The sequence below is a fragment of the Nocardia beijingensis NBRC 16342 genome, assembly GCF_001612785.1.
Taxonomy (GTDB): Bacteria; Actinomycetota; Actinomycetes; order Mycobacteriales; family Mycobacteriaceae; genus Nocardia; species Nocardia beijingensis.
This window is the reverse complement of sequence record NZ_BDBC01000017.1, coordinates 258,222-279,009: the sequence shown is the minus strand read 5'-3', so window position 1 is coordinate 279,009 and position 20,788 is coordinate 258,222. Positions and strand designations below refer to the sequence as shown.

General features: G+C 68.6%; 23 protein-coding genes. 17 read left to right on the top strand and 6 right to left on the bottom strand.

Annotated elements, in window-relative coordinates; translation table 11 throughout:
* Window positions 1-41 precede the first annotated feature (41 nt).
* Complete coding sequence (locus tag NB3_RS36795) at window positions 42-134, bottom strand: Ms4527A family Cys-rich leader peptide (protein WP_350909175.1); 93 nt, start codon at window positions 132-134, stop codon at window positions 42-44.
* A 213-nt stretch (window positions 135-347) separates the two neighbouring features.
* Here NB3_RS36795 and NB3_RS12440 point away from each other — a divergent pair, with 213 nt between their 5' ends.
* The 3 genes from NB3_RS12440 (at window position 348) to NB3_RS12430 (ending at window position 2,446) form a co-directional block, all read left to right on the top strand.
* The gene (locus tag NB3_RS12440) at window positions 348-755 is read left to right on the top strand and encodes an SgcJ/EcaC family oxidoreductase (RefSeq protein ID WP_067801252.1); all 408 of its coding nucleotides are present in this window, start codon (window positions 348-350) and stop codon (window positions 753-755) included.
* A gap of 102 nt (window positions 756-857) precedes the next feature.
* Entirely contained in the window at window positions 858-2,066 is a 1,209-nt protein-coding gene (hemW, locus tag NB3_RS12435; protein ID WP_067801415.1) for a radical SAM family heme chaperone HemW, read from the top strand.
* Window positions 2,067-2,236: 170 nt separating this feature from the next.
* Window positions 2,237-2,446 carry a hypothetical protein gene (locus tag NB3_RS12430; RefSeq protein WP_067801249.1) on the top strand — a complete coding sequence of 70 codons (210 nt, stop codon included), beginning with the start codon at window positions 2,237-2,239 and terminating at the stop codon, window positions 2,444-2,446.
* Between the two features lie 3 nt (window positions 2,447-2,449).
* Here NB3_RS12430 and NB3_RS12425 read toward each other — a convergent pair whose 3' ends face one another.
* Complete coding sequence (locus NB3_RS12425; protein WP_067801247.1) at window positions 2,450-3,415, bottom strand: AraC-like ligand-binding domain-containing protein; 966 nt, start codon at window positions 3,413-3,415, stop codon at window positions 2,450-2,452.
* Window positions 3,416-3,610: 195 nt separating this feature from the next.
* Between NB3_RS12425 and NB3_RS12420 the strand changes: the two genes are divergently transcribed.
* From NB3_RS12420 to NB3_RS12400, 5 genes are all read left to right on the top strand, one after another.
* Complete coding sequence (locus tag NB3_RS12420; protein ID WP_067801244.1) at window positions 3,611-4,432, top strand: alpha/beta fold hydrolase; 822 nt, start codon at window positions 3,611-3,613, stop codon at window positions 4,430-4,432.
* Window positions 4,433-4,446: 14 nt separating this feature from the next.
* Window positions 4,447-5,250, top strand: coding sequence for an alpha/beta fold hydrolase (locus tag NB3_RS12415; RefSeq protein ID WP_067801242.1), 804 nt, complete (start codon window positions 4,447-4,449; stop codon window positions 5,248-5,250).
* A gap of 169 nt (window positions 5,251-5,419) precedes the next feature.
* A complete protein-coding gene (hrcA, locus tag NB3_RS12410) occupies window positions 5,420-6,451 on the top strand; it encodes a heat-inducible transcriptional repressor HrcA (RefSeq protein WP_067801239.1) in 1,032 nt (343 codons plus the stop codon).
* A gap of 139 nt (window positions 6,452-6,590) precedes the next feature.
* Entirely contained in the window at window positions 6,591-7,742 is a 1,152-nt protein-coding gene (gene dnaJ / locus NB3_RS12405) for a molecular chaperone DnaJ (RefSeq protein WP_067801411.1), read from the top strand.
* Window positions 7,743-8,483 carry a 16S rRNA (uracil(1498)-N(3))-methyltransferase gene (locus NB3_RS12400; RefSeq protein WP_067801237.1) on the top strand — a complete coding sequence of 247 codons (741 nt, stop codon included), beginning with the start codon at window positions 7,743-7,745 and terminating at the stop codon, window positions 8,481-8,483.
* Window positions 8,484-8,722: 239 nt separating this feature from the next.
* Here NB3_RS12400 and NB3_RS12395 read toward each other — a convergent pair whose 3' ends face one another.
* Window positions 8,723-9,964 carry an MFS transporter gene (locus NB3_RS12395; RefSeq protein ID WP_084486164.1) on the bottom strand — a complete coding sequence of 414 codons (1,242 nt, stop codon included), beginning with the start codon at window positions 9,962-9,964 and terminating at the stop codon, window positions 8,723-8,725.
* Window positions 9,965-10,063: 99 nt separating this feature from the next.
* On the opposite strand from NB3_RS12395, the gene NB3_RS12390 reads away from it, so the two are divergent.
* The 7 genes from NB3_RS12390 (at window position 10,064) to NB3_RS12360 (ending at window position 17,108) form a co-directional block, all read left to right on the top strand.
* Window positions 10,064-10,966 carry a LysR family transcriptional regulator gene (locus tag NB3_RS12390; RefSeq protein ID WP_067801234.1) on the top strand — a complete coding sequence of 301 codons (903 nt, stop codon included), beginning with the start codon at window positions 10,064-10,066 and terminating at the stop codon, window positions 10,964-10,966.
* Between the two features lie 148 nt (window positions 10,967-11,114).
* Window positions 11,115-12,176, top strand: coding sequence for a PhoH family protein (locus NB3_RS12385; RefSeq protein WP_067801408.1), 1,062 nt, complete (start codon window positions 11,115-11,117; stop codon window positions 12,174-12,176).
* A gap of 62 nt (window positions 12,177-12,238) precedes the next feature.
* Window positions 12,239-12,793, top strand: coding sequence for an rRNA maturation RNase YbeY (gene ybeY, locus NB3_RS12380; protein ID WP_039796783.1), 555 nt, complete (start codon window positions 12,239-12,241; stop codon window positions 12,791-12,793).
* Entirely contained in the window at window positions 12,790-14,154 is a 1,365-nt protein-coding gene (locus tag NB3_RS12375) for a hemolysin family protein (protein WP_067801233.1), read from the top strand. The genes ybeY and NB3_RS12375 overlap by 4 nt, the downstream gene beginning before the upstream one ends.
* A complete protein-coding gene (locus NB3_RS12370) occupies window positions 14,151-14,537 on the top strand; it encodes a cytidine deaminase-like protein (RefSeq protein WP_067801229.1) in 387 nt (128 codons plus the stop codon). The genes NB3_RS12375 and NB3_RS12370 overlap by 4 nt, the downstream gene beginning before the upstream one ends.
* Window positions 14,530-15,447 carry a GTPase Era gene (gene era, locus NB3_RS12365; protein ID WP_067801405.1) on the top strand — a complete coding sequence of 306 codons (918 nt, stop codon included), beginning with the start codon at window positions 14,530-14,532 and terminating at the stop codon, window positions 15,445-15,447. Before NB3_RS12370 ends, era begins: the two co-directional genes overlap by 8 nt.
* Window positions 15,448-15,551: 104 nt before the next feature.
* Window positions 15,552-17,108 carry a serine hydrolase domain-containing protein gene (locus NB3_RS12360; protein WP_244891873.1) on the top strand — a complete coding sequence of 519 codons (1,557 nt, stop codon included), beginning with the start codon at window positions 15,552-15,554 and terminating at the stop codon, window positions 17,106-17,108.
* 182 nt (window positions 17,109-17,290) lie between these two features.
* Here the strand turns inward: NB3_RS12360 and NB3_RS12355 are convergent, their stop codons facing one another.
* Window positions 17,291-17,725, bottom strand: coding sequence for a GNAT family N-acetyltransferase (locus tag NB3_RS12355; RefSeq protein ID WP_244891872.1), 435 nt, complete (start codon window positions 17,723-17,725; stop codon window positions 17,291-17,293).
* Window positions 17,726-17,874: 149 nt separating this feature from the next.
* Window positions 17,875-19,224: a helix-turn-helix domain-containing protein gene (locus NB3_RS35005; protein ID WP_157111761.1), complete on the bottom strand. Its 1,350-nt coding sequence runs from the start codon at window positions 19,222-19,224 to the stop codon at window positions 17,875-17,877.
* 229 nt (window positions 19,225-19,453) lie between these two features.
* Between NB3_RS35005 and NB3_RS12345 the strand changes: the two genes are divergently transcribed.
* Together NB3_RS12345 and NB3_RS12340 are read left to right on the top strand one after the other, a co-directional pair.
* Window positions 19,454-19,933 carry a DNA-directed RNA polymerase subunit beta gene (locus NB3_RS12345; protein ID WP_067801221.1) on the top strand — a complete coding sequence of 160 codons (480 nt, stop codon included), beginning with the start codon at window positions 19,454-19,456 and terminating at the stop codon, window positions 19,931-19,933.
* A gap of 3 nt (window positions 19,934-19,936) precedes the next feature.
* Window positions 19,937-20,191 (top strand): hypothetical protein, encoded by a 255-nt coding sequence (locus tag NB3_RS12340; RefSeq protein ID WP_067801218.1) that lies wholly within the window; start codon window positions 19,937-19,939, stop codon window positions 20,189-20,191.
* 31 nt (window positions 20,192-20,222) lie between these two features.
* Here the strand turns inward: NB3_RS12340 and NB3_RS12335 are convergent, their stop codons facing one another.
* Window positions 20,223-20,681 carry an NUDIX hydrolase gene (locus NB3_RS12335; RefSeq protein ID WP_067801400.1) on the bottom strand — a complete coding sequence of 153 codons (459 nt, stop codon included), beginning with the start codon at window positions 20,679-20,681 and terminating at the stop codon, window positions 20,223-20,225.
* Between the last annotated feature and the right edge of the window lie 107 nt (window positions 20,682-20,788).

Below are 20,788 nucleotides of genomic sequence, written 5' to 3'. Positions count from 1 at the left end.
AAGTCGGGATCGCCGGGGACCCGGGGATCTGGCGCGCTGAGCTACCGGGGGGAACCGGGCAGACAGCAGGCGCTACAGACGCGCTTGTAATCGACGTGGCGACGGGCCACCAGTCGAATCTCCAAAGCGCGCATGCGGCCTATTGTGCCACGTCAGCGATGGCCTTCCGACCCCATGTCCAGTATTTCCCGCGATTCAGCGGGAAATCCCCTGGACGCTCGACCCGGTTTGTGACGGCAGTCATAGTTCACGGCCCCGATCGGGCGCGTGATAAGGCCACCGCCCCATCTGTGATGTCGCGCACCTCGCTTGACCTCGAGTGGAGTGGAGGTTGGACGCTCGACGCCATGAGTACCGCAGCTGTCGACACCACCGCCGAACTCGAAGCCATCCGCGCGGTGGTCGCGAGCGTCGAGCACGCCCAGCGCAACGAGCTGGTCGACGAATTCATCGCGCTGTTCCGCGCGGACGCGATCTGGACCACCGGGCACGGCAAACGGCTCTATGGGCGGGCGGCGATCGCCGAGTTCACCGACCGGGTGCTGCCGGGAGCCACCGCGCACGGCACGGCGACCTACGAAGTGGAGCACGTGCTGTTCATCCGCCCGGACGTGGCGGCGGTGAAGGTGCGCCAGCGCTATTTCACCGCCGACGGCGTGCTGGACAGCGAAGGCAGCCCGATGTACGTCATGTGCAAGGAGGACGGCCGGTGGTTGCTCACCGCGAACCAGAACACCCCGGTCGTGGCCGACTGAACCGGGCTTCGAATGGTGGTCGCCTCCGGGTGAGCCGGGGTGTCCGGTGAGTACCGGAGTCCCGGCCGCCGGCGCGGTCGCGGCGACGTTCACACTGGACAGGTGAGTTCTTCCGCCGCCACCGCGAGCACCGACACCTCCGCTCCGGTGCTACGCGACTTCGGCGCCGGGCCGTTCGGGATCTATGTGCACGTGCCGTTCTGCGCCACGCGGTGCGGTTACTGCGATTTCAACACCTACACCGCGGGCGAACTCGGCACCTCGGCCTCGCCGCAGTCGTGGCTGACGGCGTTGCGGGGCGAGCTGGCGACCGCGGCCACGGAGTTCGCGGCGCTGCCCACCGCGACGCCGGAAGTGTCCACCGTCTTCGTCGGCGGTGGGACGCCCTCGCTGCTGGGCGGCGACGGGCTCGCCGCGGTGCTGGACGCCGTGCGCGCCGAGTTCACCCTCGCCGCCGGGGCGGAGGTCACCACGGAGTCCAATCCCGAATCGACCTCGCCGGAATTCTTCGAGCGCATCCGCGCCGCCGGGTTCACCAGGGTGTCGCTCGGCATGCAGTCCGCCGCGGCCCACGTGCTCAAGGTGCTCGACCGCACGCACACCCCCGGCCGTGCGGTCGCCGCAGCGCTGGAGGCGCGGGCCGCGGGATTCGAGCACGTCAACCTCGATCTGATCTACGGGACGCCGGGTGAGCGCGACGCCGATCTGGACGCCAGCCTGGACGCGGTGCTCGGCGCGGGCGTCGATCACGTCTCGGCCTACTCGCTGATCGTGGAGGACGGCACCGCGCTGGCCCGGCGGGTGCGCCGTGGCGAGTTGCCCGCGCCCGACGAGGACGTGCTCGCCGCCCGCTACGAGCGCATCGACGCGCGACTGCGCTCGGCGGGATTCGGCTGGTACGAGGTGTCCAACTGGGCCGTCGACGACGCGGCGGTCTGTAGGCACAACCTCGGCTACTGGGACGGCGGAGACTGGCTCGGCGCCGGGCCCGGCGCGCACAGTCACGTCGGCGGGGTGCGGTGGTGGAACGTGAAACACCCCGCTCGGTACGCCGATCGCGTCGGCGGGGGCGGGCTGCCCGCCGCGGGCTGGGAGGCGCTGAGCGCGGACGAGCGCTACACCGAGCGGGTCATGCTGGCCGTCCGGCTGCGCACCGGCCTGCCCATGGCCGAGCTGGCTGCCTCCGCGCTCGCCGCCGTCGACCGCGTGGTCGCCGACGGCCTCGCCCTTCGCACCCCGGACGACCGGCTCGTGCTCACCGACCGCGGCCGTCTGCTCGCCGACGGCGTCGTCCGCGACCTGCTCGGCTGATCCGCGACTCGCGCGTGGCACAGGACGGAGGCCGATCGCGCGTGACCTCTCCGCCATGTGCCATTCATGCACCGGATCACGGTCCGGGCAAGGCGGTGCACTTTATGTCTCGTTCGGGTAACACGGCGAGCACCGGCCGCGTAGTCTGCGACCAACCCCCAAGGAGACTCATGGCCTCGGCACCACACTTCACCCTCATCCATGAACCGGGCGAGTTCGCGGAGGCGCGAGCAGCGGAGAAAGCGGAGAACGCGCGCCAGTGCGCCGTCGCCGCCCGCACCGTCGCCAGCTACGCGGAGAACGCCGCCGACTGCGAATCACTGCTGGCGATGCTCGGTCTGGACGCTCTCGCGGGCAAGCAGGCGAAACCCTCCGACTGACCGTTACGGCTCGTCCCGGCCCGAGGCAGTCCTGCGCCATTCCCGGGGTGAGAGCCCATAGGCGGCGCGAAAGCGCCGGGCGAAATGCGACGGATCGCGGAAGCCCCAACGGCGCGCGATCATCGCGATCGTCCGGTGCTTCTGGTCCGGCCGGGCCAGTTCCCCACGTACCTGCTCCAGCCGCTGCCCGATGATCCACTGTTCTAGGCGGTACTCGGTGTTCGCGCAGATCTTGTAGAGCTGCCGGACCGACATGTTGTGCGCCTTGGCGATCTGCTCCGCCCCGAGTTCGGGATCGGCCAGGTTGCGCCGGACGTAGGCGCGGATCCGGGACAGCAGGACGTCGGACGGCACGACGGATCCGTTGCCGTCGTCCGCGCCCGCCGACAACAGCAGTCCCCGGATCAGCTCGATGCTGGCGCAGCCCGACAGCGCCGCGGCCGGGTCGGCGCTGAGCGCGTCGGCGTCGGCGGTCAGCTGGGCGATGTGGCCGGCCACCAGCCGGTAGTGCGGGCTGTCCCGCACCCTGGCCGCGGCCTGACCGATCAGATCGGCGGGCAGGCCGAGCTGATCGAGCGGCACCTGGAGGCAGGTCGACGCGCCGTCGCCGCGCCAACCGAAGTCGTAGGGCGCGTTCAGGTCCATGACGTGCAGGTCACCGGGTCGCAGGACGCGCTGGACGCCGCCCTGCTCGTACCGTCCGTCGCCCGCCTGCTGCACCGCGACCGCCAGCACGGGCGCGGGGGAGGCCCGCACCTGCTTCGGCGTCCGGATCAGCTGGATGCCCGAGGTGCTGGCGCGCACGACGCTGGCCTCGCCGAACCGCCACACGTCGAACGTGGCGTGCACACGCTCGTCCGGCCCGTCCAGGACGACATGGGACGGGACCGACGTCTCCTGTACCGCCGCGGCCACCGCGGCCGCCCGCTCGTGCGGCGCGACGGTGTCCGAATCGAACACGACCGTCATCACAGCCTCCGTCGCAAATGAGACAGATTCGGCAATCCTCGCACGGCAGCGGCCGGCCGGGCCGTGCATTCAGAGCCGAAGTTCGTGCACGCACAGCCGTTTTTCCGGCGGCCGCCCGGCATACGCTGTCGAACGGCGCTCGTTCGATCGATTCCCGGTTCGGCCGATCATCCGTCCAGATCGAAGGGAACTGTCATGCCGACGATCACCACCACCGATGGCGTCGAGATCTACTACAAGGACTGGGGCGCCGGGCGTCCGGTGGTGTTCAGCCACGGCTGGCCGCTCAACGGCGACGCATGGGACAACCAGATGAAGCTGGTGGCAGGCAACGGCTATCGCGCCATCGCCCACGATCGGCGCGCGCACGGCCGCTCCAGCGACGTGTGGGACGGGCACGACATGGACCACTACGCCGACGACCTAGCCGCGGTGCTCAACGAGCTGGACATCAAGGACGCCACGCTGGTCGGGCATTCGACCGGCGGCGGCGAGGTGACCAGGTACCTGTCCCGGCACGGCACGTCGCGGGTCGCCAAGGCGGTGCTGCTCGGCGCGGTCCCACCGGTGATGCTGAAGACCGGGAGCAACCCGGAAGGGACGCCCATCGAGGCGTTCGACGACATCCGCGCGGGCGTGGCCGCCGATCGTTCGCAGTTCTGGAAGGACCTGTCGATCCCGTTCTACGGCGCCAACCGCGCGGGCGCGACGGTATCGCAAGGGCTGCGCGACCACTTCTGGCTGATGGGCATGCAGGTGGGGCTCGCGGGCGCGTTCGACTGCGTCAAGGCGTTCTCCGAAACGGATTTCACCGCCGAGCTGCCGAGCATCGAGATCCCGGTGCTGGTAGCGCATGGCGACGACGACCAGATCGTGCCGTTCGCCGCCGCGGGCGCCAAGACCGCGAAGCTGCTGCCGCGGGCCCGGTTGAAGGTGTACCCAGGGGCCCCGCACGGCTTGTGCGGCGACTACGAGAAGGCGTTCAACACAGATCTGCTCGACTTCCTGAACAACTGAGGAGCGCAGACCCGATGACGAACACTCGCCGCGTGCGCCGCGCAGTGGCCGCGCTCGCCCTCGCACTCGCCGCCACCGTGTCGGACGGACCCGCGCAGGCGCAAACGCTGCCCACCGTCGTGCTCGTGCACGGCGCCTTCGCCGACACCACCAGCTGGGACGGCGTCGCCACCGTGCTGCGCGAGCGCGGCTACCGCGTGCTGACGCCGGAGAACCCCCTGCGCGGGCCCGCCTACGACGCGGCCGCCGTGCAGCGCACGCTGGACACGATCAGCGGTCCCGTCGTGCTGGCCGGGCACTCCTACGGCGGCTTCGTGATCAGCAACATCCACGATCCGAAGGTCGAATCGCTGGTGTACATCGCGGCGTTCGCGCCGGTGGAAGGCGAGGTGGCGCAGGCAGCCCTCGATCCGATCCGGTTCCCCGGCAGCCAGTTGCTGCCGCCCGCGCTGCAGGTGAAAGTCGTCGACGACGCGACGGGTGTCGCCGGGAAGAACCTGGACGGCTATGTCGCGCCCGACAGCTTCAACGCCGTCTTCGCCCAGGATGTGGACCCGGCGACCGCGGCGGACATGATCGCCCACCAGCACTCCATCGCCCTGAAGGCCAACCTCGAACCCTCCGGCTCGCCGTCCTGGCCGGGCACGCCGAGCTGGTATCTGATATCGGGGGCCGACCGGGTCATCCCGCCGTCCTCCCAGCGCTTCATGGCTCAGCGGATGGCGGCTCGCACCAGCGAGATCGACGCCTCGCACGCCTCGCTGGTCTCCCGGCCCGACGCCGTGGCCGCGGTGATCGACGCCGCAGTACCTCGCTGATCGCGTTTCGCCCCGCCCTCCCGCGGTTACATTGCAGGCGAGCGATCCGGTTGCCGACAATTAGACTGGATCAACGGACGAACCGCGTTTCGCCTGCGATGCGTCGCGGCCGCGGGACGTCGGCGCCGGATACGGCGGGACGGGAACGAAAGCGAGGAGGTGGCGGCCGATGTCGAGCACCGAGGATCGGCGCTTCGAGGTCCTGCGCGCCATCGTCGCGGACTATGTCGCGACCAAGGAGCCGATCGGGTCGAAGACGCTGGTCGAGCGGCACAACCTGGGGGTTTCCAGCGCGACGGTGCGCAACGACATGGCGGTGCTCGAGGCGGAGGGTTACATCACCCAGCCGCACACGAGTTCCGGCCGCATTCCCACCGACAAGGGCTACCGGCAATTCGTGGACCGGATCTCCGAGGTGAAGCCGCTGTCGTCGGCGGAGCGCAGGGCGATCCTCGAGTTCCTGGAGTCCGGCGTCGACCTCGACGACGTGCTGCGCCGCGGCGTCCGCTTGCTGGCCCAGCTGACCAGGCAGGTCGCCGTCGTGCAGTACCCGACGGTGTCGGCCTCGACGGTGCGGCACATCGAGGTGGTCGCGCTCAACCCGGCGCGCCTGCTGCTGGTGGTGATCACCGACACCGGCCGGGTCGATCAGCGCTTGGTCGAGCTCGGCGCGGTGATCGACGACGAGGATCTGGCCGCGCTGCGCGGCATGCTCGGCGGCGCGATGGACGGCAAACGCCTGGCCGCGGCCTCCGCCGCGGTCGCCGAGCTGCCCGAGCACGCTCCGTTGCGGCTGCGCGACGTGCTGGTGCGGGTGTCGACGGTGCTGGTGGAGACCTTGGTGGAGCACCCGGAGGAGCGATTGGTGCTCGGCGGAACCGCCAACCTCACCCGCAACGCCGCCGACTTCGGTTTCCCCGGCTCGCTACGCGCGGTGCTGGAGGCGCTCGAGGAGCAGGTGATCGTGCTCAAACTGCTCGCCGCGGCCCAGCAACCGGGGACGGTCACGGTGCGGATCGGCGAGGAGACGCAGGTCGAGCAGATGCGCGGTACCTCGGTGGTGTCGACCGGCTACGGCTCGGCGGGCGCGGTACTCGGCGGTATGGGTGTGCTCGGACCCACCCGGATGGACTACCCGGGCACGATCGCGTCGGTGGCGGCGGTCGCCCGATACATCGGCGAGGTGCTCGCCGAGCGCTGACCCGCCGACGCCACTGCTACGCTCGATCCTTCGGCCGGATAAAGTTGAGTGCACAAGACTAATGCTGTTGTCGGCGCGCTTCGCACGCGGCGCGGGCACCGGCGGCACTGTCGAGAACGACCAAGGACTAGAGACTCAAGTGGCACGGGACTACTACGGACTGCTCGGCGTCGCGAAGAACGCGACCGACCAGGAGATCAAGCGGGCATACCGCAAGCTGGCGCGTGAGCTCCACCCCGACGTGAACCCCGACGAGGCGGCGCAGGCCAAGTTCAAGGAAGTGTCGACCGCCTACGAGGTGCTGTCGGACCCGGAGAAGCGGCGCATCGTCGACATGGGCGGCGACCCGCTGGAATCCGGTGGTGGCGGCGCCGGATTCAACGGCGCTGGCTTCGGCGGGCTCGGCGACGTGTTCGAGGCGTTCTTCGGCGGCATGAGCGGATCGGCGGGCGCGCGCAAGCCGCGCGGTCGCGTCCAGCCCGGCGCCGACTCGCTGATCCGCACCCGGCTCAGCCTCGCCGAATGCGCGGTGGGCGTGACCAAGCACCTGACCGTGGACACCGCGATCCTGTGCGACATCTGCCAGGGTTCCGGCACCAACGGCAAGTCCAAGCCGGTGCGCTGCGAAACCTGTGGCGGCGCGGGCGAGGTCCAGTCGGTGCAGCGGTCGTTCCTCGGCCAGGTGCTGACCTCGCGTCCGTGCCCCACCTGCCGTGGCGCGGGCGAGACCATCCCGGACCCGTGCCACAAGTGCGGCGGCGACGGCCGGGTGCGGGCGCGCCGCGAGATCGCGGCCCCGATTCCGGCCGGTGTCGCGAACGGCATGCGCGTGCGGCTGGCCGCGCAGGGCGAGGTCGGTCCCGGCGGCGGTCACGCGGGCGATCTGTACGTCGAGATCGTGGAGCAGCCGCACGACGTGTTCGTGCGGGACGGCGACGATCTGCACTGCACCATTCGCGTGCCGATGGTCGACGCCGCGCTCGGCACCACCGTCGTGATCGACACCATTCTGGACGGCCCCACCGAACTGACCATTCCGGCGGGCACCCAGCCCGGCGAGATCTCGGTGCTGCGCGGCCACGGCATGCCGCGACTGCGCTCCAGCGCGCGCGGCGACCTGCTGGCGCATCTGGACATCGTGATCCCGTCCAAGCTGGACAGCAAGCAGACCGAACTGTTGCGCAAGTACAAGGGATTGCGCGAGCGCGAGCGCGCCGAGGTGATGTCGGCGCAGTCCGAACACAACAGCGGTCTGTTCGCGCGGCTGCGCGCGTCCTTCAGCGGGCGCTAGGTGGCGGCGACGGTCTTCTACCTCGACGAGGTGCCCGAGCCGGGCGCGGTCGCGGTGCTCGACGGACCCGAGGGCAGGCACGCCGCCACGGTGCGCCGCATCCGGGTCGGCGAGCCGATCACCCTCTCCGACGGGCGGGGGGTGCTCGCCGCCTCGGAAGTCGTTGCGGCGCAACGAGACCGGCTCGAGCTCGCGGTGCGCGATCGGGTGCTCGCGCCCCCGCAGGCGCCGCCGGTGACCGTGGTGCAGGCGCTGCCGAAGTCCGATCGGTCGGAACTGGCGGTCGAGCTGATGACCGAGGCGGGCGCGGACGTGGTCGTTCCCTGGCAGGCCGCGCGCTGCGTCGCGAATTGGGAGGGGAAGGCGGCGAAGGGGGTCGAGAAGTGGCGGTCCGCCGCGCGCTCGGCCGCCCGTCAGTCCCGCCGTGCCTACATTCCGGAAGTCGCCGACCTGCACCGGACGGCGGATGTGCTGGAGCTGGTCCGCGCGGCCAAGCGCCGCGGCGCGATCGTCGCGGCGCTGCACGAATCCGGCACGGCGCGCTTCACCGCATTGCCGTTCGCCGACGCCACCGAGATCGTCCTCGTGGTGGGTCCGGAAGGCGGGCTGGACGACGCGGAACTCACAGCCTTCGCCGAGGCGGGCGCGGACATCACCTTGCTCGGCCCGACCGTGCTGCGTACCTCCACGGCGGCAGCGGTCGCGCTCGGCGCGCTCGGTGCGTTGACGCCGCGCTGGTGAGGGCCTCGCGTCGACCACGGTATAGCGCGATCGGGTGCCTAGCGCCTTCCGCCGCTCGAGGGAACCCGCCGCCGACTGCCGATGCGATGGGCGACGCCCTCGCCCCCGCCGCCCGCGCCGAGCACTGCGTCCCGAATCGGCGTCGCGCTCGCGAGGTCGACGTGCTCTGATCTGGCGGCGCTCGCCTCCAGCGCGGCGGCCACGGCGCGGGGGGAGTGTGCGTCCGATCGAGGGGCGGATCAGACCTCGACAGGCGCCGCTTCCCGGGAGTCATCGGCGGCGGTGCGCGCCGACATCGCACCGCGATGCGCCCGGTGCGATACCGCCAGCAGTAGTGCCGCGATGACTATCAACAGCCCGATGCCGCCGACCAATCCGAGCCACCCGGAGGAGGCGTAGACGATGCCCGCCGTCCCGCCGACGAGCGCGCTGCCGAGGTAGTAGGCGAACAGATACAGCGACGACGCCGCGCCCCGATTGCCTTCGGCCATCGCCCCCACCCACGCGCTGGCGGCGGTGTGCGCACCGAAGAAACCCGCGGTGAAGAGCAATACCCCGAGGATCACGGTGCCGAGGTGGTCGGGAATCGTCACCACGAGCCCGACCGCCATGACGGCCAGCGAGATCCCGAGCACCCACGAACGGCCGATCCGATCGGTCAGCCGTCCTGACGCCGCCGAGGCCGCCGTTCCGGCCAGATAGAGCACGAACACCAGCCCCGCCAGTGCTTCGGGCAGCCGGAACGGCGCGCTGGTCAGCCGGTAGCCGAGATAGTTGTACATCGAGACGAACCCGCCCATCAGCACGAACGCCAGCCCGAACAGCGCGAGCAGACCGCGGTGGCGCAACTGGCTGCCCAGGTCGGCGATCACCGTCCGCATTCCGGCGGGACGCGCGACGAAGCCCCGCGATGGCGGCAGCCACCGGACGAACCACACGGTGCACGCCGCGGCGGCGAGCGAGGCCACCGCCTGCGCCCATCGCCAGGACGCCAGATCCAGCGTGAACGCCGGGATCAACCGCCCGGCCAGCCCGCCGATGGTGGTGCCTGCCACGTAGATGCCCATCGCGGCGCCCAGCCCTTCCCCGCCGATCTCCTCCGCCAGATAGGCCATCGCCACCGCGGGCACACCGGCCAGCGCGATGCCTTGCAGGGCGCGCCCGGCCAGCAGCACCTCGAGCGAGGGGCTCAGCGGCAGCAGCAGTCCGATCACCGCCGCCGTGACGGCGGAGCCGACCATCACCCTGGTCCGGCCGATCCGCGACGACAGCGCGCTCACCGGAATGATCGCCAGCGCGAGGAACCCGGTCGTGAGCGACACCGCGAGCGCCGCGCGTGCGGGCGTCGCGCCGAACGCGGCCGACAGGCTCGGCAATAGCGCCTGGGCGCTGTACATGGAGGCGAAGGTGGTCAGCCCGGCCGCGAACAGCGCGATCGTGATCCTGCGTTCGTGGGCGATGTCGATCCGTGTGGTGGTCATGGCTCCTCCTTTCGTCCAGCATCACCAGCCCGTTTTCCAGAAGTAAATGAATAATGAAGAGGAAGTTCATTCCTTGAGTGCATAAAGTGAGGTCGGGCGGTGCTGGGTGAGGATCTGGAGTGGTTCACGACACTCGCCGAACTCGAGCGGGTCGGCGCCGCCGCGGAGCGATTGCACCTGGCGCAGCCGACGCTGTCGCGCATGCTGGCCCGTTTGGAGCGCAGGGTGGGCGCCGAACTGTTCGACCGGCACGGAAAGCGGATCGTCCTCAACGAGTACGGCCGCATCTACTACGAGCACGCCCGCCGCGCGCAATCGGAACTGGACGCGGCGAAACAGGCCCTCGCCGATCGGGTCAACCCGGCCGGTGGCGTCGTGCGGCTGGCGTTCCAGCATTCGTTCGGCGGCTCGCTGGTGCCGCAGCTGATCAGCGGCTTCCGGCGCGTCTCGGGCCGGATCACGATCACGCTGTGGCAGGGAGCGGCCGAGGCGGTGACCGAGCGGGTGCTCGCCGGTGACGCCGATCTGGGCATCGTCTCGCCACGCCCCGCCGTCGCGGGCGTCGGCTGGCGCGCCGTGCTGCGTCAGCCGCTGGTCCTAGCGGTCCCGCAGGAACACCGATTGGCCGGACGACGGCAGGTCCGCCTCGCCGAGGCGGCCGACGCGGAGTTCGTCACCATGCACCACGGCTTCGGGATGCGGCGCATCTTCGACGAACTGTGCGCCGCCGCGGACATCCGGCCCAGGATCGCGTTCGAATCCAGCGATCTGGTCACGGTGGCGGGACTGGTGTCGGCGGGGCTGGGGCTGGCGATCCTGCCACGCGAGGACCCGCTGTCGGCCGGGCCGCTGTCGGGTCCGGTGACGGTGCCGCTGGCGGACGCGGGCGCCGCTCGGGCGGTCGGGCTGATCTGGCCCGCGGCGACCGCGCCACCGGACGCGGTGCGACGCTTTCGTGATTTCACCGAGGATTGGGCGCGCCGACGTGGGGGAATCCCGTGAGGGGCCGATTCCGCTCGCGGCTTATTCACTGGGCGGTGTCGGTGGGGCGGGTTAAACTTGCTCCATACCGCAGTCGAGACCGGAAAGCAGGCTATAGCCACTTTTGAGAACACAAGGCGAGATCGGCGACCCCACCCCAGCGGCAGGCATCGGCGCCGGCGACAACGGTTCGGGTCCCGCAGCGCGCACCGTGCGCTCGAGTATCGAACTCGCTCCTGAATCCGTGTTCCCCTTCCTCGGTTCGGCCGACCAGAACCTTCGTGAACTGGAAACGCTGCTCGACGCGGACATCCACGTCCGCGGAAACTCCGTCACCCTCACCGGCAAGGCGGCCGACGTCGCGCTCGCCGAGCGGGTGATCGAACAGTTGGTCGCGCTCACCGGCCGCAACCGCGTGGTGACGCCCGAGGCGGTGCGGCACACCGTGTCGATGCTCACCGAGGGTTCCAGCGAGTCCCCCGCGGAGGTGCTCAGCCTGGACATCCTGTCCCGGCGCGGCAAGACCATCCGGCCCAAGACGCTGAACCAGAAGCGCTACGTCGACGCGATCGACGCCAACACCATCGTGTTCGGCATCGGCCCCGCCGGTACCGGCAAGACCTATCTGGCGATGGCCAAGGCGGTCCAGGCGCTGCAGACCAAGCAGGTCAACCGGATCATCCTCACCCGGCCCGCGGTCGAGGCCGGCGAGCGGCTCGGCTTCCTGCCCGGCACGCTGAACGAGAAGATCGATCCGTACCTGCGCCCGCTCTACGACGCCCTGCACGACATGATGGACCCCGAGGCCATTCCCAAGCTGATGGCGGCCGGTGTCATCGAGGTCGCGCCGCTGGCCTACATGCGCGGACGCACTCTGAACGACTCGTTCATCATCCTCGACGAGGCGCAGAACACCACGGCCGAGCAGATGAAGATGTTCCTCACCCGTCTCGGGTTCGGCTCGAAGATCGTGGTGACCGGCGACGTGACCCAGGTCGATCTGCCGAACGGCGCCCGGTCCGGTCTGCGGGCCGCCAGCGAGATCCTCACCGAGATCGACGACATCCACTTCGCGGAGCTGACCAGCAGCGACGTGGTCCGCCACCGGCTGGTCTCCGACATCGTCGACGCCTACGACCGCTTCGAGGCCCAGTCGCGCCCGCAGGTCGCCCCGCATTACGGCGGCAACCGCGCGCAGCGGCGCGCGGCGAGCCGGTCCGACCGGCGCTGACTCGTCCCGCCGGGCGGGGCTCCGCTCCGCCGACGCGATCGACGGGACCGTAGGCTGTTCGGGTGAGCATCGAGATCGCCAACGAATCGGGTATCGACGTACCCGAAGAAGAGCTGGTCAGCGTCGCACGGTTCGTGATCGCCCGGATGGACGTGCACCCGGCCGCGGAGCTGTCGATGGTGCTCGTCGATCTCGACACCATGGCCGACTTGCACATGCGCTGGATGGACCTGCCCGGCCCGACCGACGTCATGTCCTTCCCGATGGACGAACTCGAGCCGGGCGGGCGGCCCGACAGCCCCGAACCCGGCCCGTCCATGCTCGGCGACATCGTGCTGTGCCCGGAGTTCGCCGCCGGACAGGCGCGCAAGGCGGGGCACTCCCTCGATCACGAACTCGCCTTGCTCACCGTGCACGGCGTCCTGCACCTGCTCGGCTACGACCACGCCGAGCCGGAGGAGGAGAAGGAGATGTTCGCGCTGCAAGCGCGGCTGCTCGAGGAGTGGTACGAGAGCCTGCGGGAGGCTCAGCGGCGCGCCGAACTGGCCGAACGCGACGCGCGGTTGCTGGGCAAGGCGGGCTTCACCACACCGGGTGAGTCGCTGGGTCCCGCGTGAATGCCCTGACCCTCGTTCTGTTCGCGGTCCTGCTCATCTTCGTGGGTGGGGTCTTCGCCGGGGTCGATTCCGCCCTGAACACGATCTCGCCGGCCCGGGTCGAGGACCTGGTGCGCGCCGACCGGCCGGGTGCGGTGCGGCTGGGCCGCGTCGTCGACGACCGGGCCCGTTACGTGAATCTCATGGTGCTGCTGCGCATCCTGTGCGAGATCGGCGCGACGGTGCTACTGGCGGCGGGCCTGATGACGCTCTGGGGCGAGAATTGGGCGCTGCTGATCACCGCGCTGGTGATGGTGCTGGTGTCGTACGTGGTGATCGGTGTCGGCCCGCGCACGCTGGGCAGGCAGCACGCCTACTCCATCGCGCTGGGCGCGGCCTTGCCCTTGCAGTTCATCGGCGCGCTGCTCGGGCCGGTCAGCCGACTGCTGATCCTGATCGGTAACGCGATCACCCCCGGTAAGGGCTTTCGCAACGGGCCTTTCGCTTCCGAGATCGAGCTGCGCGAGGTGGTCGAGATGGCCGGTGAGCGCGGGGTGGTGGCCGACGACGAACGACGAATGATCCAGTCCGTCTTCGAACTCGGCGACACGGCGGCGCGCGCGGTGATGGTGCCGCGCACGGAGATGGTCTGGATCGAAGCGGACAAGACCGCCGCGCAGGCGATGTCGCTGGCGGTGCGTTCCGGGCATTCGCGGATTCCGGTGATCGGCGAGAACGTCGACGACATCCGCGGCGTGGTGTATCTGAAAGACCTCGTGCCGTTTGCCGAGCGCAGCCGTAAGGTGCGGGTACGCGAGGTGATGCGTCCCGCGGTGTTCATGCCCGACTCCAAGCCGCTCGACAGCTTGCTCGACGAGATGCAGCGCAGGCGCAACCATATGGCGTTGCTGGTGGACGAGTACGGCGGCATCGCGGGTCTGGTGACCATCGAGGATGTGCTGGAGGAGATCGTCGGGGAGATCGCCGACGAGTACGACGTCGACGAGACCCCGCCCGTCGAAGATCTCGGGGACGGCCGCTACCGCGTGTCGACCCGGCTGCCGGTGGAGGATCTCGGCGAGCTGTTCGGGTTGGAGATCGAGGAGGAGGACGTCGACACCGTCGGCGGCCTGCTGGCGCACGAACTGGGCCGGGTGCCGCTGCCCGGTTCGAAGATCGAGGTGCACGGGTTGGTGCTGCGCGGCGAAGGTGGCCCGGACGCGCGGGGCCGGATGCGGGTGAACACCGTGGTGGTGCGCAAAGCGCGCGAGAAGGTCCCCGCGGCGAAAGCCAACGGGGACAATCCCAATGGCAAGCGCAAGGCGAACGGATCGGAGCGGGAGACCGCGGCCGATCGCGACGAGGACGGAGACACCGAATGACCGAATTGGACGCCGAGGACACCAAGCTGGTCGTCCTGGCCCGTGGCGCGCTCGGCCGCACCGGCGGGGCGAGCGGAGCCGCGATCCGCGACACCGACGGCCGCACCTACGCCGCGGGCGAGGTCAGCTTGAGCGCGCTGCGGTTGACGGCGCTGCAAGCCGCCGTGGCCGCGGCGTTGTCCAGCGGCGCCGAGGGATTCGAGGCGGCCGTCGTGGTCGGCGGGCGGTTGTCCGACTTCGGTGTGACCGCGGTGCGTGAGGTTTCGGCGGAGGCGCGGATCATCTTCACCGATCGCGACGGCGCGGTGTTCGAGATCGTCGACGACTCCGCCGACGCGGCCGACGCGGTGAGCGCCGACTCCGGTGAGGTCCGCGGTGGCTGACGCGTGGGAGAAGAGCGAATTCCGTTCCGGTTTCGTCTGTTTCGTCGGTCGTCCGAACACCGGCAAGTCGACGTTGACCAACGCGCTGGTGGGCGCGAAGATCGCGATCACCTCCTCGCGCCCGCAGACCACCAGGCACACGATTCGCGGCATCGTGCATCGCGAGCACGCCCAGTTGATCCTCGTCGACACCCCCGGCTTGCACCGCCCACGCACCTTGCTCGGCCAGCGCCTCAACGACCTTGTGCGCGATACGTATTCGGAAGTCGACGTGATCGCGCTGTGCATCCCGGCCGACGAGAAGATCGGCCCCGGTGACCGCTGGATCGTGCAGCAGGTCAAGCAGATGGCGCCGAAGACGACGCTGCTCGGCGTGGTCACCAAGATCGACAAGGTGAGCCGGGAACAGGTCGCCGAGCAACTGCTCGCCGTCTCCCAGTTGCTCGGCCCGGAGGCCGATGTGGTGCCGGTGTCGGCGGTGCGGGGCGAGCAGGTCGAGGTGCTAGTCGATGTCATCGCGTCGAAAATGCCGGAGGGCCCGGCGTTCTACCCCGACGGCGAGCTCACCGACGAGCCAGAGGAAACGCTGATGGCCGAGCTCATCCGCGAGGCCGCGCTCGAGGGCGTGCGCGACGAGCTGCCCCACTCGCTGGCCGTCGTCATCGAGGAGATCCTGCCCTACGAGGATCGCGAGGACATGCTCGACGTCCACGCCTTGCTCTATGTCGAGCGGCCGAGCCAGAAAGCCATCGTCATCGGCAAGGGCGGCTCCCGGCTGAAAGAGGTCGGCACCAACGCCCGCAAGCAGATCGAACACATTCTCGGCACCCGCATCTACCTGAATCTGCACGTGAAGGTGGCGAAGGACTGGCAGCGGGATCCGAAACAGTTGGGCAAACTCGGTTTCTGACCGGTCTCGTCGGGGTTCGCTGTGATCGGGGCGCATACCCCGTGTCAGCGGTCGTGTCAGGTTGGCGTCAGGTCGGTGTCAGCCGAGGTGGCGACAGTAGTCATGTGAACAGCACAGCAATCTCGACTTCCACCACCGTCACCCTTTCCGACCAGGACAAGAGCACACTGCGGACCGCCGCGTACGGCGCTCTCGCGCTGCTGGCCGCAACCGGCACGCCGCACGCGGCCGCCACGAACGGCTCCGTCGCCTTGACGTCGGCGACCGGCCTGGTCGGGCACGTGCTCGCCGCGAGGTCCAAGGACATCGAACTGAAGGGCAGGACCGTCGCCGAACTCGCCGACCGAGTGCTGCCCGCCCTCACCGCGGCCATGAACCTGCTCGGAAAGCACGATCCGGCCGAGGCCGACAACTTGCGCGGCACCGTCCTCGTCGCCGTCGACGCAGCCGCCAGGCCACGCGGCGGCGAGCCCGGCCCCGCCACGGCCGAGATGGCCCGCAAGATCACCGCGGCGCTCGACGCCGCCACGGCGCCGACGGCTGCTGCCGGGCCGGATCGGCCGGAACTGCGGAAGGCCCTTGAAGCGATCGTCGCGTCCGGGATCGCCGGAATCACGCTGCGTGTGCACGATGAGCGCGGTGAGTGGGTCGGCAGCGCCGGCGTGCGCGAGCTGGGCAAGACCGCGAAGCCGCCGACCGACGGGCACGTCCGGATCGGGAGTAACACCAAGACCTTCACCGCGACCCTGGTCCTGCAACTGGTGGCCGAGGGCCGGATCGCGCTGGACGACGCGGTGGCCGACTATCTGCCGGAGTTCGAACTCGACCCACGGATCACGGTGCGGATGCTGTTGCAGCACACCAGCGGAATCTTCAACTTCACCGGTGAGTATTACGCGGACGGAACCGTTGTGCCGGGAATCGCCGCCACCACAGCGGGCAAAGAGTGGGTGGACAACCGGTTCAAGACCTACCAGCCAGAGGAGCTGGTACGACTCGCGTTGTCCAAGCCGCCGCGATTCGAACCCGGCACGGACTGGAGCTACTCCAACACCAATTACGTGCTGGCCAGGCTGCTGATCGAGAAGGTCACCGGCCGCTCGGTCGCCCAACTGATGCAGCGGCTGATCCTGGGGCCGCTGGGGCTGTCGGGCACCGTGGCGCCGACCACCCAGACCGAGGTGCCCGAGCCGCACGCCCACGCCTACTACCGGTACGAGGCCGACGGGCAGGAGAAGACCGTCGATGTCACCAGCCAGAATCCGTCCTGGATCTCCAGCGGCGGTGACATGATCTCGACCACCCAGGACCTGCACACCTTCATCTCCGCGCTGACGAGCGGCAAGCTGCTGCCCGCGGAGTTGCTGGCCGAGATGTGCGCACCGCACTCGACCCCCATCCCGAACATGGGCTACGGCCTCGGTGTCTTCGTGCAAGACATCGGCATGGGCCGCACCGTCGTCACCCACAACGGCGGCGCGGCGGGCCACGCGGCGCTGATGTACAGCACACCCGACGGCAGCAAGACCATGACCGCCACACTGAACTACGTGGACGACGCCGCCCTGTCCTTGGCCGTGCCGTTCCAGCAGGCGACCCAGATGCTCGTCGACGAGGTGTTCCGCAGCGGGCAGTCCGATCCGGCTCAGCCGACAAACTGAACACTCGTCAGCGCACAACTCGAACGTCGCTCCGGTGTGCATCGGGCAGAACGCGAATCGGGCTAACTCGAACTCAGTGAGTTGGAGATAGCCCGATTCGCACAATATCCCGTCAGCATCGGTCTGGCACGCGTAATAACGGTATTCGGGCAGCGGGCGACCCCAGGGAAGCCCGTTAACCCCTAGCCCGGTTGGTTCAGGTCGATAGTCAAGACATCGAAATTGGGCGCGCCTTCCCAGGAAGGGAGGAGGGTACCGACGCGGCGTGCTCCCCAGTGCCGATAGATCGCGTAGGCGTGCTCGTTGGCGGGGTTGACCAGCCAAGTCACCCGCCGTTCGGGTCGGTCAGCGAGTAGGCCGCGATACAGGACGCCTGCGATGCCTTGCCCGGCGCGTTTCTTGTCGACCATGAGTTCGCTGAGCGCGAACGTCTTCGTTCCGTCCTCGGTGGTGAACTCGTCCAAGGGCGGCTGTCCTGGGTCCAACACGAGTCCGGTCCACCAAGTGGTATCCGCATCCAGCGGCCAGCCGAACGCTTGGCCGACAGGTTCGCCGTCAACGGTCGCGAGGACCATCGAGAAGCCCGGTATCACCGAGTAGGTCTCGAACCGATCCATGAATGCTTCGGTGGACTCGAACGGATTCCCGGTGGCGATGGCATCGGCGTACCCACGGGCTTGGACGTCCGCGATCGTGTCGCGGATCGTTCGTGCTGCATCGCCGGAAAGGTGCTGTAGGACAACATGTTCCGCCACTGATACCTGCCTTACACTTGGACCCGGAATTGATCGTATCGTTTGTGGAAGCCTTGGTGGCGAGGTTTGGTTGCGGCTGCGCGGACCGGTTCCAGCACGCGGAGTGTACGACTGGAGGAAACCCCGTCAGCGAGATCGGCGAGGACATCGGCGGCCACCGAGACTGCGTCATCGATGTTGCCGACTCGTGCCAGTGAAGACGCGAACCAGGCGCGGTAGTTGGCGGAGTTGCGTTGCCCGGCGCGCTCGTTGACAACTTGCTCGAACAGATCCACTGCCCGGGAAGACTCACCGAGATAGCAGTAGCCGCATGCCTCGTGATATCGAACTTCGTTGTGGCACATGAACTGCAGCCAATCCGGGCACCTATCGAGCGGCTCGTGGTCGTATGCCAGGTCCATCTCCCGCCACGCGGTCGTGATGGCTCGGGTGAACGCCGACCGATCACCCAAGCACGCGTAAGCAGTTGCCTGCCTACATGCGGTCAATGCATGGATTCGGCTTGCAGGCTGTCGTCGTGTGAGGTCAGCAGCCCGTAGCGTGCACCGCAAGGCGTATTGCGGGTGCGCTTCATCGCGCTCGGCTTGGGTGATCGTCTGAAAGGCAACGTTCAGGCACGTGTGAGCTGCCAACTCGTCGTCTCCCGCGTGATTTGCCAATGCCATCGCATCGCTGTAGCAGCGAGTGGCCGCGAGTTGGTCGTCGGCGTCATAGAACAGCCATCCGGCCGTGACAGCCATATTCCCTGCCGCCGAAGTGAACGCCGATGCCGCGGAGCCTTCGATTTCGCATGTCGAAAGCATGATCTTCGCGTGTTCGAGGTCAGAACTGGCGGATCGGGCCAGCGCGCCACCCCCGACTGTCTGTTCCGTGGTGACGTAGCTGTCCACTCTCCGCGCCAGGCGTTCGGCATCTGACCTGCCGATGCGGTCTGGACGGTGTTGAAGGGTGAGAGCGGAGAGACCGGTTGCGGTACCACCGAGGAGCAGTTGTCGCCGTTTCATATCGTCGTCCTTCCCTGCTACGCGTTCCGATGCGATCTCGGATTCACTGACGCACGGCAGATCCGATATCGCGACGGGCACTCCAACAGCGGTGCTCTCGGCCGATCCGATACTCAGCCGTGCCTCGATGACGGCCGCCTCGAAACGCGCCAATTGCGCCTCGTCGAGGCGTGCCAGTTGAGTATCGAGGGCTGCCGCGGACTCGCCTCTGAGCGGACGCGATGCAGGGGCATGCTCCCACTTTCGGATGGTAGGAGGCTGAAAACCCAACACTTCAGCGAACTTCTCCTGGGTCATCCGATACGCAGCTGTACGGAGGGCTTTGACCTCCACGCCTGTCCACTTGCTGACAATCATCACCGCCCCTGTCTGTGCCCCGCAATGCCCTGCATCGGAAGCGTATTACTTCTCTGCTGTTCTGGACCTGGGATCGAGCCACCTGGGCGGCGACCCTCGAAAGTGCATCCGGCGCCGGGTAGATGCCGTTTCGCCCAACGGCACATCGATCGGCTGTGAGCGGTCGATCGGTGGCACTTGCTCCTCGGCGCCGGGTGCTCATCACATCACGAGCAGGGGAGTCGCAGGGATGGGGTTGGAGGACACTCAGGTGCTGTCGCCGGTGCAAGCGGACACGCCGGTGACGCGGTGCCGCTTCTACCGTGAGACCTGCGGACTACCCGCCAGGGTCCAACCCGACATAGGAAGCATCGTCGTGGCTGCGGGCAGCGTCGGCGCGATCACCATGCCGCATCAGCTCGGCGCTGCGGTGAAGCGCCGTATGCACGGGCTCGGCCTGCGACTCGGCCCGATCGTCTCGCATCCGCGTTCGAAACGATGGACGTACCTGATCGTCCCGGATGTACCGGACGAGATCACGCTGTTCGCCGAGTTGTTCCGGCTCAACGCCTCGGTGTCACGCTGTGGCGCACAAATCGCTTTGCCGTCACCAGGCGCTCGCCAGGCGGGATTCCGTGTCTGGGTGGTACCACCCCGCGACGCCTTCCGCCCCTCCGGCATGACCGTCATCGAGTCCATCCGAGCATGCCAACCGCAGCGCGGGTGGTGATGCATGGATCCCCAACTCTCGCCACGGCCTGAAGAAGACGATGTCCGGCTGTCGATCCAATTCCACGATCTCCGCCTGGAATTCGCCGCCTGCACCACCGCCGCGATGCGCTTCGTACAGGACTGGCGTGCCTACCACTACCCGGACGCGGTCACCGTGGTCCCCGGCGACCCAGCCGGGCTACCGCGATTGCCGTGCGAACGCCTCTATTCGGAGCCGGACAACCGTGATGCTCGAGGCGACCAACGGCCTGGATGACACGCGAAACATCAGGACGGCCGCCCACCGATCAGATGCCGGTGCCCACGGTGGGCACTTTCCAACCGTGCTCGCTGAACGGTGCGTCGCCGTTCAGAAACGCGCGAATTCCGACGGCGGGGTACTCGATCAAGTTGTCCGGCAGTTGGTGGAACGGGAACCATCGCACGGCTGCGCACTTCTCCGGCTCCCGGTTCACCGGCTCGCCGACCCAGCGTCCTGCTTGCAGGAACAGCCCGAGGCGTGGCTCCGGTCCTGAACCGGCGGCGTGCACAGCGTGGACGAATCGGAGGTCGGCCGGGTCGATCAGCACTCCGACTTCTTCATGGGCTTCCCGAACGGCGGCAGCGGTAATCGGCTCGCCCGCGTCCAGCTTGCCCGATGGTAGATGCCACTGGCCTGCGAACATGTCCCCGCGGCGCTGGGTCAGCAGCAGCTTCCCGTCATGCACGAGCAGAATATGGACATCTACCAGGTGGCGATCGGCCATCGGCGTCTCCTCGCGTTCCAAGGTCGGCCGAGACAGTACGGCATCGGTGATTCCGTGACCAGGGAATTCGTGGACTTCGATGCGCCTCTACGGGCGCGGGCGGTGCT

Bases quoted from the DNA above. Each gene is read 5' to 3' on its own strand.
- NB3_RS36795 (WP_350909175.1), bottom strand. From the start codon at position 134: ATGCGCGCTTTGGAGATTCGACTGGTGGCCCGTCGCCACGTCGATTAC.
- NB3_RS12440 (WP_067801252.1), top strand. From the start codon at position 348: ATGAGTACCGCAGCTGTCGACACCACCGCCGAACTCGAAGCCATCCGC.
- NB3_RS12430 (WP_067801249.1), top strand. From the start codon at position 2,237: ATGGCCTCGGCACCACACTTCACCCTCATCCATGAACCGGGCGAGTTC.
- NB3_RS12425 (WP_067801247.1), bottom strand. From the start codon at position 3,415: ATGACGGTCGTGTTCGATTCGGACACCGTCGCGCCGCACGAGCGGGCG.
- NB3_RS12420 (WP_067801244.1), top strand. From the start codon at position 3,611: ATGCCGACGATCACCACCACCGATGGCGTCGAGATCTACTACAAGGAC.
- NB3_RS12415 (WP_067801242.1), top strand. From the start codon at position 4,447: ATGACGAACACTCGCCGCGTGCGCCGCGCAGTGGCCGCGCTCGCCCTC.
- hrcA (WP_067801239.1), top strand. From the start codon at position 5,420: ATGTCGAGCACCGAGGATCGGCGCTTCGAGGTCCTGCGCGCCATCGTC.
- NB3_RS12395 (WP_084486164.1), bottom strand. From the start codon at position 9,964: ATGACCACCACACGGATCGACATCGCCCACGAACGCAGGATCACGATC.
- NB3_RS12370 (WP_067801229.1), top strand. From the start codon at position 14,151: ATGACCGAATTGGACGCCGAGGACACCAAGCTGGTCGTCCTGGCCCGT.
- NB3_RS12355 (WP_244891872.1), bottom strand. From the start codon at position 17,725: ATGGATCGGTTCGAGACCTACTCGGTGATACCGGGCTTCTCGATGGTC.
- NB3_RS35005 (WP_157111761.1), bottom strand. From the start codon at position 19,224: ATGATTGTCAGCAAGTGGACAGGCGTGGAGGTCAAAGCCCTCCGTACA.
- NB3_RS12345 (WP_067801221.1), top strand. From the start codon at position 19,454: ATGGGGTTGGAGGACACTCAGGTGCTGTCGCCGGTGCAAGCGGACACG.
- NB3_RS12340 (WP_067801218.1), top strand. From the start codon at position 19,937: ATGGATCCCCAACTCTCGCCACGGCCTGAAGAAGACGATGTCCGGCTG.
- NB3_RS12335 (WP_067801400.1), bottom strand. From the start codon at position 20,681: ATGGCCGATCGCCACCTGGTAGATGTCCATATTCTGCTCGTGCATGAC.